Below are 17,374 nucleotides of genomic sequence, written 5' to 3' on the forward strand. Positions count from 1 at the left end.
CCTCGCCCCCGCGGCCGGCTGCGCCCGCTGGTTCGCGGTCCGCGGGCGGCGCGGCCTGGCCGCCAGCCGCGGCCTCGGGGAACTCGCCGCCCGCACCCGCCCGTTGCTGCTCACCGCCACCCTGCTCTTCCTCGGCGCGCTGATGGCGCTGCTCCTCGGCGCGGGAGCCGCCCTCGGGAGCGACGGCGCGGTGGCGGTGGCGGCGGCGGCCGCGCTCGGAGTGCTGCTCTTCCTCGCCCGGCTGCTCGCCGTACACGGCTTCCCCGAGGCCGCCGCCGCGGGACTGGCCTCGGCCGCCGCCCTCGAAGCCCTGGCCCTGTCCCTCGTACTGATCGCCCGGCTCCCCGGCCTGCCCCCGCTCGACATGCCGGTCGAGGCCCTGACCACCATCGCGGGACCGGCCGCCGTACCCGCCGTGGCCTGCACCGCCGCCGCCCTCGGCCTGCTTGTCCACGGCCTGCGGGCGCTCACCGGCGCCTGCGCGCACTCACCCTCCGAACCGGCGGAGGCGCACCGGCCGTGACCCACCGGACACCCCCCGGCCCGCACCGCCCCGCACCCCCACACGGGCACCCCCACCACGCACCACCCCCGAAGAGGCACCCCGAAACGGCCCCTTCGACCCCGTTGACCACGTCGCCGCGGACCACACCCCCCACGTGGCCCCCGCCCCCGGCCCCGCGACCGAAGCCGACGTACTTCCCACCATCCGCCTTAGGAGCACGACACATGAACGTCCAGCCGACCACACGCCACGCGGACCGGGGGGTCGCACGATGAGGGTGCTGCTCATCGGCGCCAACGGCTACCTCGGCCGCTACGTCGCCGACCGCCTGCTCGCCGACCCCGCCGTCCAGCTCACCGCCCTCGGGCGGGGCGACGACGCCGACGTCCGCTTCGACCTGGCCACCGGCAGCCCCGGCGCGCTCACCCGCTTCCTGGACGCGGTACACCCCGGCGTGGTCGTCAACTGCGCCGGCGCCACCCGCGGCGGCGCCCGCGACCTGACCCGGCACAACACCGTCGCGGTCGCCACCATCTGCGAATCGCTGCGGCGCAGCGGCTGCGGCGCCCGGCTCGTCCACCTCGGCTGCGCCTCCGAGTACGGGCCCTCCCAGCCCGGCTCCTCCACCGCCGAGGACGCGGTGCCGCGCCCCGGCGGCCCGTACGGCGTGAGCAAACTCGCCGCCACCGAACTCGTCCTCGGCTCCGGGCTCGACGCCGTCGTGCTGCGGATCTTCTCACCGGTCGGCCCCGGCACCCCGGCCGGATCGCCGCTCGGCCGGCTCGCCGAGGCGATGCGCCGCGCCATGCAGTCCGGCGACAGCGAACTCAAGCTCGGCGGGCTCGGGGTGCAACGCGACTTCGTCGATGTCCGCGATGTCGCCCGCGCCGTGCACGCCGCCTCGCTGTCCGCCGCACAGGGCGTCGTCAACATCGGGACCGGCCGCGCCGTACGGCTGCGCGAGGCCGCGTCCGTGCTCGCCCGGGTCGCCGGCTTCGGCGGCGCGCTCCACGAACTCGACTCCCCGCCGGCCCGCCTGGTCATCCCCGGCCCGTCCACCGAGCACCCCGTCGGCTCGCCGCCCGCCACCTACCCCTACCCGGACGGCTGCGGCACCTGGCAGCAGGCCGATGTGCGCACCGCCCGCGACCGGCTCGGCTGGCGCCCCCGGATCGTCCTGGAGGAATCCCTCGCCGACATCTGGATGGAGGCCGCATGTCGTATCTGACCACCGCACGGCTTTGTGAGACGGGTGTCCGATTACTGGGACACCTGGACAGGGGTCAGGGCGCGCGCCCCTTCCACGAGCCGATCTCCGACGCGCACCGCTACCGGGAGTGGGACAAGACCGACGGCTCCCGCACCGACCGCCGGGCCACCGGGGCGGCAGGTGCCGGCGGAGACGCCTGGGAGCCGCTGCCCGGTTACTGGGACGATTTCGTCTCGCACATCGGACCAGGTGTCTCGGAATGAAGAAGGGCGTGGCAGTGTTACGGGAAGACAATTAGTCCTGAGATACCGACCAACCCCCTTGTTGAGGTCATCCGTGTCGCTGCCACCCCTGGTCGAGCCCGCTTCGGAGCTCACCGTCGACGAGGTCCGCAGGTACTCCCGCCACCTGATCATTCCCGACGTCGGGATGGACGGGCAGAAGCGGCTGAAGAACGCCAAGGTGCTGTGTGTCGGCGCCGGCGGCCTGGGCTCGCCCGCGCTGATGTATCTGGCCGCGGCCGGCGTCGGCACGCTCGGCATCGTGGAGTTCGACGAGGTCGACGAGTCGAATCTGCAGCGCCAGATCATCCACAGCCAGGCGGACATCGGCCGCTCCAAGGCCGCGTCGGCCAAGGACACGGTGCTGGGCATCAACCCGTACGTCACGGTCAACCTGCACGAAGAGCGCCTCGACTCCACGAACGTCATGGAGCTCTTCGCCCAGTACGACCTGATCGTGGACGGCACGGACAACTTCGCCACCCGCTACCTGGTCAACGACGCCTGCGTACTGCTGAACAAGCCGTACGTCTGGGGTTCGATCTACCGCTTCGACGGCCAGGCCTCCGTCTTCTGGTCCGAGCACGGCCCCTGCTACCGCTGCCTGTACCCGGAGCCCCCGCCGCCGGGCATGGTGCCCTCCTGCGCCGAGGGCGGCGTCCTCGGTGTGCTGTGCGCCTCCATCGGCTCCATCCAGGTCAACGAGGCCATCAAGCTGCTCGCCGGCATCGGCGACCCGCTCGTCGGCCGCCTGATGATCTACGACGCGCTGGAGATGACCTACCGTCAGGTCAAGGTCCGCAAGGACCCGAACTGCGCGGTCTGCAGCGAGAACCCGACCGTCACCGAGCTCATCGACTACGAGGCCTTCTGCGGCGTCGTGTCCGAGGAGGCCCAGGAGGCGGCGGCCGGCTCGACGATCACTCCCAAGCAGCTCAAGGAGTGGATCGACGCCGACGAGAAGATCGAGATCATCGACGTCCGCGAGCCCAACGAGTTCGAGATCGTCTCGATCCCCGGCGCCAAGCTGATCCCCAAGAACGAGTTCCTGATGGGCGCCGCCCTCCAGGACCTCCCGCAGGACAGGAAGATCGTCCTGCACTGCAAGACGGGCGTCCGCTCGGCCGAGGTACTGGCCGTACTGAAGTCCGCGGGCTTCGCCGACGCCGTGCATGTCGGCGGCGGCGTCATCGGCTGGGTCAACACCGTCGAGCCGGAGAAGCCGGTCTACTGACCGCAGCGTCCACGCGTAGGGCGCCGGTCCGCACTGTGCGGACCGGCGCCCTGTGCGTCTCGCCGCTTGCGGCTGCCGACGGCCGGGTCGGGGCCGCCGCTCAGATCTCGCCCTTGCGCGTCAGGTGCGTGAAGGCCAGCCAGCCCGGCAGCACCGGCAGCCAGAACGTCATCAGCCGGAACAGCAGCACCGCGGGGAAAGCGATGGCGCCGGCGAGCCCGGCGAACGTCAGCGCGGTGATCAGCGCGCCCTCGACCGCGCCCACACCGCCCGGCGTCGGCGCCGCCGACCCCAGCGCGTTGCCGGCGAGGAAGGCCACCGCGATGCTCGCGTAACTGAGCTGCTCACCGCCGCCGAACGCGCGGATCGAGGCGTCCAGGCACATCACGTTCGCCGCGGTCAGCAGCAGCATCCCGCCGATCCCGGTGACCAGCTTCCGGGGCCGCTGCAGGATGTCCAGCATCCGCGGCACCACACCGGCAAACAGCGACCGCAGCCGCGTCACCACGAACTTCCGCAGCACCGGCACCGCCGTCACCACCAGCACCAGCACCGCCACCGTCAGCAGCCCGGCGATGACCGTACGGGACGGCGACAACTGGTCCTGTCTGCTCTGCATGCCGGTCAGATAGCCGAAGGTCAGCAGCAGCAGGATGTGGCTGCCCAGACCGAACAGCTGGGACGCGCCGACACTCGCCACCGCAAGGCCGGGCCGGACGCCGGCGCGCTGCAGGAAGCGGGTGTTGAGCGCCACCCCGCCGATCGCCGCGGGCGCCACCAGCTTCACGAAGTTGCCCGCGATCTGGGCGACGACGGTTTTGACGAAGGCCACCTTCTCCGTGACGAACCCCAGAAGGCTCATCGCCGCCGCGATGTACGTCAGCGCCGAGAAGAACATCGCCACCAGCACCCACACCCACTGGGCCTTGCTGAACACATCGTCGAGGTTGAAGTGCGTCAGCTGCGACAGCAGCAGATACGCGGCGAACGCCCCGGCGATCCAGCTGATCAGGATCCGCGGGCTGAGCCGCTCCAGCTTCGCCGGTTCGATCACCGCTGTCGGACGGATCAACAGCACCTGCCGGCGGATCTGGGCCAGCAGATCCTCCTCGCGGGCCTCCTCCGACGCCTCGTCCAGGGCCCGCTTCTCGGCGTTCTTCTCCGCGTGCCGCTCGGCCCGTATCGTCTTGCGGTCCTTCGGCCCCGCCGCGTCACGCGCCTCGCGCGCCTCCTTGGCGGCCTGCGAGGCGGCCAGCACCGCCTCCCGCTCCCGCTTGGAACGCTCGCGCGCCAGATGGCGCAGCGTCGCACGGGTGGTGCGGCTGAGCGCGATCGGCTGCAGCAGGGGGAGGCTGTCGGCGACCGCGTCCGGGCCGAGCACCTCGACGGCCGCGGCCACCGCGCGCTCGGCGCCCACCCGCAGCCCGCAGGTGGTCAGCAGCTGGGCGATGTCCATCCGCAGAACGAGATCACCGGCCGCGATCTCACCGCCGCGCAGCTCGGTCAGGACGATATTGCCGGAACGATCCACCAGCAGCGCCTCACCCACCAGCCGCCGGTGCGCGATCCGCCGCGACTGCAACGCCGCGACCTGCCGCCACGCGCTGTGCATCAGCGCGTCGGTGATCTCCTCGTCGGCCAGCGCGTCGAAGCTGCGGCCGCCGATGTGCTCGTAGACCAGCATCACCGCGTCCGGGCCGAGCTCGGAGGTGGCGATCAGCTTGGGCGCGTTGGCGCCGGCCGCGATGGCCGCATACGCGAGCAGCGCCTCCTGCTCCAGCGCCTGGCGCAGCGACTGCAGGCTGCGGCGCTGATTGATGCCGCGCAGCGACAGCCGCCGCCACACCCGGTAGAAGAAGCCCTGCGCCTGCTGCTCACGGTCGACGACGGTGACATCGATCGGCGGGCCGTCCTCCAGCGTGACGAGGTAGCGGCGGCCGCGGTCGGCCTGCTCGGAGTTGGTGGCGTCCTCCGCGCGCATCGCGCTGACCGGATGGAAGCCGACCCGGCGCAGCCCCGCGAGGAGGTTCTGGCCGGTGGGGCGGACATTGGGGGAGCCGACGGCGTAGAGGGTCCCGTAGGCGACGGTCCAGCCGATCAGCACCGTCGTGATGATCGCGAACGGTGTGGTGTACCGCCCGACCAGCACCGCGACGACGTCCAGCAGCACCACGAACCACATCGCGACCCGCCAGCGTGGTCGCCGGGACATCCCCACCGCCGTCATATAGGCGATCACCGGCGCCAGATAACTGTGCACCGGCGCGGAGAGGGAACCGTTCGCCAACGGCTGGGTCAGCGCGACCCGGATGGAGGCGGGCGCGGCCTCGGCCACCCACAGATCGGTCGCCAGCGACACCCCGTGGGCGAGCACCGCGGCCAGCACACCGTCCGCGATCCGCAGCCCGTCCCGCTTGATCAGCCGCTCGACGGCGAACGCCACCGGCACGATCAGCACCAGGACGCTGGAGGCCAGCCCCGCCAGGTTGATCAGCAGCGGGGGCGCCGCCTTCGCGCCGGTGCCGATGTCCCTCGCCAGACCCTGGGTGGTGCCGTGCGCGAACGTGGCGAGCCCGAGGACGAGCGCGATCCCGGCCATGCCGAGCAGCAGCCGCAGGAGGTCGGCGGGCCGGTGCACGCGGGCGGGCAGCAGCGGCTCGTCGCCGGAGACCCGGTCGACATGGAACTCGCCGTGCTCGTCGGCGCTCAGGTCGACACGGTGCGAGCCCGTCCGGGCCTTGCCCCGCGCCGCGCCGGACGCCGGCTCCTCGCCCTTGTCGTGCTCGACCTGCTCGTCCTGCCCCTGCTCGGTCTGCTGCGTGTCGTCCCGCTCCTCCTCGTGCCCCTTGGGTGGCTCGGGCTCCTCGGGCCCATTCGGCCTCTCGGACGCCCCGGGTCGTTCGGCCTTCTCGATCGTGCTCGCCTTTTCGGTAGCGGAAGCCGTGGCCGGCTCCCGTTGGTGCTTCCCCTGTTGCGCCACGTGCTGCCGCTCCGGTCGTTCGGTCGGCGCGGCCGGGTAAGGCGCGGCGTCGGAGGCGTCGACGGTCAGCGCGTCAGGGGCGCCCGCCTCCCGTGGAGGCGCTGCACCCTGCTGCTCGGCCGTCTCTTCTTGATCTCGTATCACCAGTCACCGTCCGGAAGATGGTGGCACGGCCGACCGGTGGAGGGGGGCATCAGGGTGCATTTCGGGGGTACGGGAAGCGGAACGTCCGCCCCCGCACCACGGCTGACGGCGCCTTGCCGCCGACCTCCCTGGTGGTGCAGGACCGTGTGTCCGATCCCATTGTCGGTGCCGTACGGCAGGATGGACCGAATGAGTGGGACCGCAGATACGGCGGCAGGTGAACCGCCCGAGTACCCCGAGTACGCGGAGCGGGTCCTCGCCGTCGCCGAGCTGATCCCGGCGGGCCGGGTGATGACGTACGGCGATGTCGCGGAGTGGCTCGAAGGAGAGGAACAGCCCGAAGGGCTTCCGGCTACGGGCGGCGGCCCGCGGCAGGTGGGGCGGGCGATGGCGCTCTACGGCGGCGCCGTGCCCTGGTGGCGGGTGGTGCGCGCGGACGGCCGGCTGCTGCCCGGCAGCGAACTGCGCGCGCTGGCGCACTACCGCGACGAGGGCACGCCCCTGCGCGAGGCCCGGTCGGGTGCCGAAGACCACATACCGCGGCTGGACATGCGGCGGGCCCGGTGGGACGGGCGCCAGGACACCGGCGGGGCACCCTAGTGCGGAGCGCGGCGCGGAGGGCAGCGCGCCTCCGGCGGCGGTGGGACGCGGTGCGGCCGCGGCGCCGCCTGGCGTAGCGTCGGGCACTGCCGTCACGACGACGGCCCCATCCCGCGGCGCACCGCCGGCCGGCAGCCCGGCCGGTTCCCCGCACCACGGCCCGCCCCGCACCGCATACGCACCACGACCAGCACCCTCCTCAGGACCGGCGATCCACGTGAGTTCCTCCTTCTCGGCCATCCCGCCGACGCAGCCCCGACGGGCCGCCCGACGGGATGCCTCCGGCGCGTACCGACTGGTGCGTACCCCGCCGGGGCGGGTGGATCCTCCTCCCTTGGACGCAGCCCAGCGCGCTGTGGTTGACCACCGGCACGGGCCGCTGCTGGTGCTGGCCGGACCGGGCACCGGCAAGACCACCACCCTCGTGGAGTCGGTGGCACGCCGGGTGCGGGCCGGCGGCGACCCCGAGCGGATCCTCGTCCTCACCTTCAGCCGCAAGGCCGCCGTCGAACTACGGGACCGGCTCGCGGCCCGCCTGCGCACCAGCTTCGTCCCGCAGGCGACGACCTTCCACTCCTTCTGCTACGCCCTGATCCGCGCCCACCAGGACGCCGAACTCTTCGCCGACCCCCTACGGCTGCTGTCCGGACCCGAACAGGACCTCGTCGTCCGTGAGCTCCTCGAAGGACAGGCGGAGCTGGCCGACGCCGGCCGCGCCCAGGTCCACTGGCCCGACGAACTGCGGGCCTGCCTGACCACCCGAGGCTTCGCCGACGAAGTCCGCGCCGTGCTCGCCCGCAGCCGCGAACTGGGCCTGGGCCCCGACGCCCTCGGCGCCTTCGCCCGGCGCACCGGCCGCCCCGACTGGAGCGCCGCGGCCGCCTTCCTCGCCGAATACCTCGACGTCCTCGACGGCCAGGGCGTACTCGACTACGCCGAACTGGTGCACCGCGCGGTGCTGCTCGCCGAGCGCACCGACGTCGCGGCGGAGCTGGCCGCCCGCTACGACGCGGTCTACGTCGACGAGTACCAGGACACCGACGCCGCCCAGGTACGGCTGCTGCGCGCACTCGCCGGCAACCACGGAGCGCCCGGCGCACCCGGCTCCCCGGGACGCACCCTCGTCGCCTTCGGCGACCCCGACCAGTCGATCTACGCCTTCCGCGGCGCCGACATCAACGGCATCCTCGACTTCCCCGAGACCTTCCGGCGCGGCGACAACACCCCCGCCCCGGTGGCCGTCCTCGACACCAACCGCCGCTCCGGCGCCACCCTGCTCGCCGCCACCCGGCTGCTGACCCGCCGGATGCCGCTCACCCGCCTCCCGGCCCGTAAGGTCCGCGCCCACCGCGAACCCACGCCCGTACGGGACGGCGGCCGCGTCGAGGTGTACACCTACCCGACACCCGGCGCCGAACTCGACAACATCGCCGACATCCTGCGCCGCGCCCACCTGGAGGACGGCGTGCCCTGGCACGACATGGCCGTCCTCGTCCGCGCCGGCGGACGCTCGATCCCCGCCGTGCGCCGCGCGCTCACCTCCGCCGGCGTACCGCTCGACATCGACGGCGACGACCTGCCCCTGCGACATGAACCGGCAGTCGCCCCCCTGCTGACCGCACTCCGGGCCGCCGCGCGCGCCGCCCTCGCACCGGAGCCCGCCACCCCCGACGAAGCCACCCCCCAATGGCTCGACGCCGAAACCGCCCTGGACCTGCTGACCTCCCCCCTGGGCGGCATGGACTCCGCCGACCTGCGCCGCCTGGGCCGCGCACTGCGCGAGGAGGAACGCGCCGCCGGCCAGCCACTGCCCCGCCCGTCCGACGAACTGATCGCCCGGGCGCTCGCCGAACCCCAGCGCCTGGTCGCACACGACCCCGCCTACGCCCGCGGCGCCCAGCGGCTCGGCCTGCTGCTGCGCAAGGCCCGCGAACTCCTGGCCGGCGGCGGCACCGCCGAACAGGCCCTGTGGCAGCTGTGGGACGGCACCCCCTGGCCGCAGCGCCTGGAGCGCGCCGCCCGGCGCGGCGGCGCCGCCGGCCGCAACGCCGACCGGGACCTGGACGCGGTGGTCGCCCTGTTCGAGACCGCGGCCCGCGCCGAGGAACGCACCGGCGGCCGCGGCGCCCTCAACTTCCTCGAAGAACTCGACGCCCAGGACATCGCCGCCGACACCCTCACCTGCCGCACCGTGCGCCCCGACGCCGTACGGCTGATGACCGCCCACCGCTCCAAGGGCCTGGAATGGCGGCTCGTCGTCATCGCCGGCGTCCAGGAAGGCCTCTGGCCCGACCTGCGCCGACGCGGCTCGCTCCTGGAAGCCGACCGGATCGGCCGCGACGGCCTCGCCGCACCGCTCACCCCCGGCGCACTCCTCGCCGAGGAACGCCGGCTGTTCTACGTCGCCGCGACCCGCGCCCGCGAACGCCTCGTCGTCACCGCCGTGAAGGCCGCCGCCGACGACGGCGACCAGCCCTCCCGCTTCCTCACCGAACTCGGCACCACCCCCCAGGACATCACCGGCCGCCCCCGCCGCCCCCTCGCGATGGCCGCACTCGTCGCCGAGCTGCGCGCCACCACCGTCGACCCCGCGGCCACCCCCGCACTGCGCGAGGCCGCCGCCCAGCGCCTCGCCACACTCGCCGCGCTGCACGACGACGACCACCACCCCCTGGTACCGGCCGCACACCCCGACAACTGGTGGGGCCTTCTCGAACCCACCCACTCCAGCGTCCCGCTGCGCGACCGCGACCGGCCCGTGGTCCTCTCCGGCAGCGCCCTCGACCAGCTCGCCAACACCTGTTCCCTCCAGTGGTTCCTGGGCCGCGAGGTCAAGGCCGACACCCCCGCCACCGCCGCCCAGGGCTTCGGCAACGTCGTCCACGTCCTCGCCGACGAGGTCGCCTCCGGCCGCACCCCCGCGGACCTGACCGTCCTGATGGAGCGCCTGGACTCCGTATGGGACGCGCTCGCCTTCGACGCCCCCTGGAAGTCCCGCCAGGAAAAGGACCACGCGCGCGCCGCCCTGGAACGCTTTCTGCGCTGGCACGTCATGGAGCGCGAAACCCACGGCCGCGAGACCGTCGCCACCGAGCACGGTTTCGACGTCACCCTCCAGGCAGGCGCCTACGACGTCCGCATCCGCGGCAGCATGGACCATGTCTCCCAGGACACCCAGGGCCGCGCCTACGTCGTCGACTTCAAAACCGGCAAACAAAAACCCACCGGACCCGAAGTCGCCCGCCACCCCCAGCTCGCCGTCTACCAGCTCGCCGTACGCGAAGGCGCCGTCGACGACGCCTTCGACGGCCGGACACCGGACGCCGGCGGCGCCGAGCTGGTCCATCTGCGACTCGGCGCGCCCGTGAAGGAGGGCGGCGACGCGCTGCCCGCCGTACAGGCACAGCAGCCGCTGGAGGGGGAGTGGGTCGGCGAACTCCTCGCCACCGCCGCCGGCCGCGTCCTGGAGGAGCGCTTCAGCCCCACCACCGGGACCCACTGCACCCACTGCACCTTCCGCGCCTCGTGCAGCGCCCAGCCGGAGGGCCGGCACATCGTCGAGTGAGCGCGAAACGATCACGTCGGGAGCCCGGCAGGGATCGTGCGCGGGGAGGTGAGCACGGCGCGATCAAGGCTGTGACCAGCGAAGACGTCGGGGGCGGCGGCGATTGTCAGTGGCGCCCGTTACGGTTTTTGCTGTGTCAGCCCGCATCACCGACCCCGAGCAGCTCAAAGAGCTCCTCGGCATCCCGTTCACACCGGAGCAGACGGAGTGCATCACCGCCCCGCCCGCCCCGCAGGTCATCGTGGCCGGAGCCGGCTCGGGCAAGACCACGGTCATGGCCGCCCGCGTCGTGTGGCTGGTCGGCACCGGCCAGGTCGCCCCCGAGCAGGTCCTCGGACTGACCTTCACCAACAAAGCGGCCGGCGAACTCTCCGAACGTGTGAGAGCCGCCCTCCTCGCCGCCGGCGTCACCGACCCCGACGCGCTCCCACCCGCCGGCCACGGCCCCGACACCGACCAGCCCCCCGGCGAGCCACGGATCTCCACCTACCACGCCTTCGCCGGGCAGCTCCTCAAGGACCACGGCCTGCGCATCGGCCTGGAACCCAGCGCCCGGCTGCTCGCCGACGCCACCCGCTTCCAGCTCGCCGCCCGGACCCTGCGCGCCGCCCCCGGCCCCTACCCGGCGCTCACCACCTCCCTGCCCTCCCTCGTGGAGGACCTCCTCGCCCTCGACGCCGAACTCGCCGAACACCTCGTGGACCCCGCCCGGCTCCGCACGTACGACAACGAACTCCTCGCCGCCCTCGACGGCGTGAAACTCACCAACGCCGACCTGCGCAAGATCCCCGAAACCGCCCGCGGCCGCCTCGAACTGCTCGACCTCGTCACCGCCTACCGCAGCGAAAAACGCCGCCGCGACCTCCTCGACTTCGGCGACCAGATCGCCCACTCCGCGACCCTCGCCACCACCCGCCCCGACGTCGGCCGCATCCTGCGCGACGAATACCGCGTCGTCCTCCTCGACGAATACCAGGACACCTCCGTCGCCCAACGGCTGCTGCTGTCCGGCCTCTTCGGCGCCGGCACCGGGCACGCAGGCACCGGGCACGCCGTCACCGCCGTCGGCGACCCCTGCCAGGCCATCTACGGCTGGCGCGGCGCCTCCGTCGCCAACCTCGACGACTTCCCCGCCCACTTCCCCTTCGCCGACGGCACCCCCGCCCGCCGCTACGCCCTCAGCGAGAACCGCCGCAGCGGCGGCCGCCTCCTCGACCTCGCCAACGGCCTCGCCGCCCCCCTCCGCCAGATGCACGAGGGCGTCGAAGCCCTACGCCCCGCCCCCGGCGCCGAGCGCGACGGCACGGTCCGCTGCGCCCTGCTGCCCACCCACGCCGAAGAGCTCACCTGGCTCGCCGACTCCCTCGCCCACCTCGTCCGCACCGGCACCCCACCCGGCGAGATCGCGGTGCTCTGCCGCACCGCCGGCGACTTCGCCCGCATCCAGGGCGAACTCGTCGCCCGGGACATCCCCGTAGAGGTCGTCGGCCTCTCCGGCCTGCTGCATCTGCCCGAGATCGCCGACCTCGTCGCCGTCTGCGAAGTCCTCCAGGACCCCACCGCCAACGCCTCCCTGGTCCGCCTGCTGATCGGCCCGCGCTGGCGGATCGGCCCCCGCGACCTGGCCCTCCTCGGCCGCCGCGCCCGCACCCTCGTCCACCACAGCAGCCCGTCCGACGACCCCGAACAACGCCTCGCCGAAGCCGTCGAAGGCGTCGACCCGGCCGAAACCATCTCCCTCGCCGACGCCCTCGACACCTTCCTGGAAGCCGAAGGACCCGACGACGGCCTGCCCTTCTCCCCCGAGGCACGGATCCGCTTCGCCTACCTCGCCACCGAGCTGCGCGACCTGCGGCGCTCCCTGGGCGACCCCCTCATGGACGTCCTCCACCGGGTGCTCGCCGCCACCGGCCTGGAGGTCGAGCTGTCCGCCTCACCCCACGCCCTCGCCGCCCGCCGCCGCGAAACCCTCGGCACCTTCCTTGACATCGCCGCCGGATTCGCCGCCAAACAGGGCGGCGAATCCCTCGACGGCGAAGCCACCCTCCTCGCCTTCCTCGGCTTCCTGCGCACCGCCGTCCAGTACGAGAAGGGCCTCGACAGCTCCCTCCCCGGCGGCGACAACACCGTCAAGGTGCTCACCGCCCACAAATCCAAGGGCCTGGAATGGGACGTCGTCGCCGTACCCGGCCTGGTCGGCAAGCAATTCCCCAGCGAACAGGCCCGCGAGTCCTGGATCAGCCGCCCCAAGGTCCTGCCGCACGCCCTGCGCGGCGACGCCGCCACTCTCCCCGACATCGAGAAGTGGGACGCCCGCGGCCTCAAGACCTTCAAGGAGGCGATGAAGCACCACCAGGAAACCGAGGAACTCCGCCTCGGCTATGTCACCTTCACCCGCCCGCGGTCCCTGCTCCTCGGCTCCGGCCACTGGTGGGGCCCCAACCAGAAACGACCCCGCGGCCCCTCCGCCTTCCTCGACGCACTCCGCGAGCACTGCGAAGCCGGACACGGCGAGATCGAAGCCTGGGCCGAGCCCCCCGAGGACGGCGCCGAGAACCCCGCCCTCGCCGAAGCCGCCACCGAACAGGCCTGGCCGCTGCCCCTCGACCCCACGGCCACCGCCCGCCGCCGCGCCGCCGCGGCCACTGTCCGCGCCCATCTGGCCCGCCGACAGGCCGCCGCCGACCCCGCTCCCGCCGCAGCCCCCGCACCGCTGTTCGCGCACGATCCGGAATGGCCGCCGCCCCCGGCGGACGAGGAGTGGGCGGGCGACCCGTACGACGAGTGGGACGGCGATCCGTACGACATCGCGGAAGCCGGCCCGTTCGACGACACCCCGCCGGACGCCGCACCGCCCTCCGACGACCTCCCCGAAGCCGACCCCTTCGACGAGGCTCCGCCGCACGCCACCACCCCCGACGCCGGGCCCACCCGGGCCACCGGGCCCCGCATCATCGCCCAGCGCACCGCCGAGCCCGACCTCACCGAACCCCCCGGCCCCGGCACCGCACACCCCGGCGACACCACCCCACACGCCCTCCTCCCCGAGGAGCGCCGCATCGTCGGATCCTGGGACCGCGATCTGGACGCCCTCGCCGCCGAGCTGCGCCGCTCCCGCGCCACCGTCCGCGACGTCCCCCTCCCCGCCGCGCTCAGCGCCACCCAGCTCCTCCGCCTCGCCGCCGACCCCGACGGCTTCGCCCGCGAACTGGCCCGCCCCATGCCGCGCCCGCCCCAGCCCGGCGCCCGCCGCGGCACCCGCTTCCACGCCTGGGTCGAATCCCGCTTCGAAGAACTGACCCTGCCGCTCCTCGGCCCCGACGAACTACCTGGCGCCGACCCGGGCGACGAACCCGACATCGCCGACGAACACGACCTCGAAAGCCTCAAGGAAGCCTTCGCCCGCACCCCCTACGCCCACCGCACCCCCCACCGCATCGAGGCCCCCTTCCAACTGACACTCGCCGGACGAGTGATCCGCGGCCGCATCGACGCCGTCTACAAGGAGCGCGGCCCCGACGGCGACCGCTTCGAGATCGTCGACTGGAAGACCGGCCGGGCCCACACCGCCGACCCCCTCCAGCTGGCCGTCTACCGCCTCGCCTGGGCCGAGCGCCACGGCCTGCCGCCGTCCGCCGTCGACGCCGCCTTCCTCTACGTCCGCACCGGCGAAGTCGTCAGACCCACACGACTGCCCGGCCGGGCCGGACTCGAACGCATCCTCCTCGGCGAGACCGCCGACCGGCCTCCCCCGGAAGGCCGATAGGCTCGGTCGTATGAGCACAACCCCGGACAGCGCCGTCCGCGCGTACATCGCAGGCCACCGCGAAGCCTTCCTCGACGACCTCGCCGACTGGCTGCGCATCCCCTCCGTGTCCGCCGACCCGGAACGCGCCGCCGATGTGCGCCGCAGCGCCGAATGGCTCGCCGCAAAGCTCACCGACACCGGCTTTGCGACCACCGAGATCTGGGAAACCGACGGCCTGCCCGCCGTCTTCGCCGAATGGCCCTCCGGGGACCCGTCCGCGCCGACCGTGCTCGTCTACGGCCACCACGACGTACAGCCCGCCGCCCGCGAGGACGGCTGGCACACCGACCCCTTCGTGCCGCAGACCGTCGACGGCAAGCTCTACGCCCGCGGCGCCGCCGACGACAAGGGACAGGTGTTCTTCCACACCCTCGGCGTACGCGCGCACCTCGCCGCGACCGGCCGCACCGCCCCCGCCGTCAACCTCAAGCTGCTCATCGAGGGTGAGGAGGAGTCCGGCTCACCGAACTTCCCGGCCCTGATCGAGAAGCACGCCGACCGCCTCGCCTGCGACGCCGTGATCGTCTCCGACACCGGCATGTGGTCCAAGGACACCCCCACCGTCTGCACCGGCATGCGCGGCCTGACGGACTGCCAGATCGACCTCTACGGCCCCGACCAGGACATCCACTCCGGCTCGTTCGGCGGCGCCGTACCCAACCCCGCCACCGAGGCGGCCCGGCTGGTCGCCGCGCTGCACGACACCGACCGCCGCGTCGCCGTCCCCGGCTTCTACGACGGCGTGATCGAGCTCACCGACCGCGAGCGGGAGCTCTTCGCCGAGCTGCCCTTCGACGAGGACGAGTGGCTGCGCACCGCGCACTCCCACGCCCCCCTCGGCGAGGCCGGCAGCACCACCCTGGAGCGCATCTGGGCCCGCCCCACCGCCGAGGTCAACGGCATCAGCGGCGGCTACCAAGGCCCCGGCGGCAAGACCATCGTCCCGTCCACCGCCCAGCTGAAGCTCTCCTTCCGGCTGGTCGCGGGCCAGGACGCGGCCGCCGTCCAGCAGTCCGTACGCGACTGGGTCGCCGCGAGCCTCCCCGCCGGCATCCGCCACAAGATCACCTTCTGGGGCGCCACCCGCCCCTGCCTCACCCCGCTCGACCACCCCGCGCTCCAGTCCGTCGTCCGCGCCATGGGACGCGCCTTCGGCCAGAAGATCCGCTTCACCCGCGAGGGCGGCTCAGGGCCGGCGGCCGACCTCCAGGACGTCCTTGGCGTCCCGGTCCTCTTCCTCGGCATCTCCGTCCCCTCCGACGGCTGGCACGCACCGAACGAAAAGGTCGAGCTCGACCTGCTGATGAAGGGCGTCGAGACCGCCGCCCACCTGTGGGGCGACCTGGCGGAGACCTGGCGCACGGCTTGACCGCGCTCTCGCCCGTAGCCTCAAAGGCACGGGTGGGGGTGCCCCCAGCGGTAGCCGGGGGAGTGCCCCATCGCCGCACCGTTCCGCGCCCGTACGCAGTAATCACCCACGCCACAGGGGGAGTTGGAAACAGCAGTGACCACCTGGACCGACCACACCGCCGACCGGCCGCTCACTTTCAGCGCGCCGAGCGGAATTGACCGCTCCGCCCATCACCGTCTCGACGAGGCCTGGCTGGCGGCGGCCTGGAGCCACCCGACGACGCGCGTCTTCGTGGTGTCCGGCGGCCAGGCCCTGATCGACGACACCCCCGACGGCCGCACCGAACTGATCATGACGCCGACCTTCGAGGCGCCACTGACCGAAGCCCACCGCTACTACCTCGGCACCGACGACGAGGGCGTCAGCTACTTCGCCCTCCAGAAGGACGCACTGCCCGGCCGCATGGACCAGTCCGCGCGCCCGGCCGGGCTGCGCGAGGCGGGCCTGCTGCTCTCCCCCCGGGACGCCGGCCTGCTCGTCCACGCCGTCGCCCTGGAGAACTGGCAGCGGCTGCACCGCTTCTGCTCACGCTGCGGCGAACGCACCGTCATCGCCGCCGCGGGCCACATCCGCCGCTGCCCGGCCTGCGGCGCCGAGCACTACCCGCGCACCGACCCGGCCGTGATCATGCTCGTCACCGACGAGGAGGACCGCGCGCTCCTGGGCCGCCAGGTCCACTGGCCCGAAGGCCGCTTCTCCACCCTCGCCGGCTTCGTCGAGCCGGGCGAGTCCATCGAGCAGTCGGTGGCGCGCGAGGTCTTCGAGGAGGCCGGCGTCGTCGTCGGCGAGGTCGAGTACGTCGCCAGCCAGCCCTGGCCCTTCCCCTCCAGCCTGATGCTGGGCTTCATGGCTCGCGCCACGTCCTCCGAGATCCAGGTGGACGGCGAGGAGATCGAAGAGGCCCGCTGGTTCTCCCGCGAGGACCTGCGAGCCGCCTTCGAATCCGGCGAGGTGCTCCCGCCGTACGGCATCTCCATCGCCGCCCGCCTCATCGAGCTCTGGTACGGCAAGCCGCTGCCCAAGCCGTGAACGGCGCCGCGGCGCCCGCCCCCGCGCACACCTGACGCCGCACGCACACACAGGGCCGCCGACCGGATCCCTCCCATGGACCGGCCGACGGCCCTGTGAAACCGCTCACGGCGAACGGACCCGCCCGCCCGTCCGTCAGCTCGTCCGGGCCCTCGGAATCAGGCCCCGACCTTCTGCTTGACCTGCGCCAGGGACGGGTTGGTCAGCGTCGAACCATCGGGGAAGAGCACGGTCGGCACCGTCTGGTTGCCGCCGTTCGCCTTCTCCACGAACGCCGCCGACTCCGGGTCCTGCTCGATGTTGATCTCGGTGTACGCGATGCCCTCGCGCTCCATCTGGCTCTTCAGCCGACGGCAGTAGCCGCACCAGGTCGTGCTGTACATCGTCACAGTGCCCGCCATGCGTCCCGCGCTCCTTCGATAAGTCTTGATCACATACCGCCCGCCGCCGTACTCGGCGCGACCAAGCAACACAACGCACACCGGGCCCCGACCATTCCCGGCCCTCCGGAAACGGCTACCGCGGGCCTGCTGGGGAGCCCGCTCTTTCCCGTACGTCCGCCCTGCTCTCCCCGGGGGGGCCTGCCCCGCCCCCCCCGCCCCACCCC

The 17,374-nt window shown here is 73.1% G+C and carries 10 protein-coding genes and 1 pseudogene; 9 read left to right on the top strand and 2 right to left on the bottom strand.

Features of this window, described 5'->3' with window-relative positions; all coding sequences use genetic code 11:
- The 4 genes and pseudogenes from DY245_RS38735 to moeZ form a co-directional block, all read left to right on the top strand.
- Positions 1-523 (top strand): annotated as a pseudogene (locus DY245_RS38735) (hypothetical protein); the annotation flags it as partial.
- 253 nt (positions 524-776) lie between these two features.
- On the top strand, positions 777-1,733 hold the full coding sequence (locus DY245_RS38740; protein WP_128511796.1) for an NAD-dependent epimerase/dehydratase family protein: 957 nt from the start codon (positions 777-779) through the stop codon (positions 1,731-1,733).
- Positions 1,721-1,978, top strand: a complete 258-nt coding sequence (locus DY245_RS38745) for a hypothetical protein (RefSeq protein ID WP_128511797.1) — start codon at positions 1,721-1,723, stop codon at positions 1,976-1,978. The genes DY245_RS38740 and DY245_RS38745 overlap by 13 nt, the downstream gene beginning before the upstream one ends.
- Before the next feature lie 73 nt (positions 1,979-2,051).
- Positions 2,052-3,230: an adenylyltransferase/sulfurtransferase MoeZ gene (moeZ, locus tag DY245_RS38750; RefSeq protein WP_128511798.1), complete on the top strand. Its 1,179-nt coding sequence runs from the start codon at positions 2,052-2,054 to the stop codon at positions 3,228-3,230.
- A 100-nt stretch (positions 3,231-3,330) separates the two neighbouring features.
- Here moeZ and DY245_RS38755 read toward each other — a convergent pair whose 3' ends face one another.
- On the bottom strand, positions 3,331-6,354 hold the full coding sequence (locus DY245_RS38755; protein ID WP_128511799.1) for a lysylphosphatidylglycerol synthase domain-containing protein: 3,024 nt from the start codon (positions 6,352-6,354) through the stop codon (positions 3,331-3,333).
- Between the two features lie 189 nt (positions 6,355-6,543).
- Here DY245_RS38755 and DY245_RS38760 point away from each other — a divergent pair, with 189 nt between their 5' ends.
- The 5 genes from DY245_RS38760 (at position 6,544) to nudC (ending at position 16,767) form a co-directional block, all read left to right on the top strand.
- Positions 6,544-6,954 (top strand): MGMT family protein, encoded by a 411-nt coding sequence (locus DY245_RS38760; protein WP_128511800.1) that lies wholly within the window; start codon positions 6,544-6,546, stop codon positions 6,952-6,954.
- A 217-nt stretch (positions 6,955-7,171) separates the two neighbouring features.
- The gene (locus tag DY245_RS38765) at positions 7,172-10,519 is read left to right on the top strand and encodes an ATP-dependent helicase (protein ID WP_128511801.1); all 3,348 of its coding nucleotides are present in this window, start codon (positions 7,172-7,174) and stop codon (positions 10,517-10,519) included.
- Positions 10,520-10,652: 133 nt separating this feature from the next.
- The gene (locus DY245_RS38770) at positions 10,653-14,285 is read left to right on the top strand and encodes an ATP-dependent DNA helicase (RefSeq protein ID WP_128511802.1); all 3,633 of its coding nucleotides are present in this window, start codon (positions 10,653-10,655) and stop codon (positions 14,283-14,285) included.
- 10 nt (positions 14,286-14,295) lie between these two features.
- Entirely contained in the window at positions 14,296-15,696 is a 1,401-nt protein-coding gene (locus DY245_RS38775) for a dipeptidase (RefSeq protein ID WP_128511803.1), read from the top strand.
- Between the two features lie 135 nt (positions 15,697-15,831).
- Entirely contained in the window at positions 15,832-16,767 is a 936-nt protein-coding gene (nudC, locus tag DY245_RS38780) for an NAD(+) diphosphatase (RefSeq protein WP_181924053.1), read from the top strand.
- Between the two features lie 158 nt (positions 16,768-16,925).
- On the opposite strand, the gene DY245_RS38785 is transcribed toward nudC, so the two are convergent.
- On the bottom strand, positions 16,926-17,168 hold the full coding sequence (locus DY245_RS38785) for a mycoredoxin (protein ID WP_128511804.1): 243 nt from the start codon (positions 17,166-17,168) through the stop codon (positions 16,926-16,928).
- Between the last annotated feature and the right edge of the window lie 206 nt (positions 17,169-17,374).

It is taken from the genome of Streptomyces inhibens (assembly GCF_003389455.1).
In the GTDB taxonomy this organism is placed as follows: Bacteria; Actinomycetota; Actinomycetes; order Streptomycetales; family Streptomycetaceae; genus Streptomyces; species Streptomyces inhibens.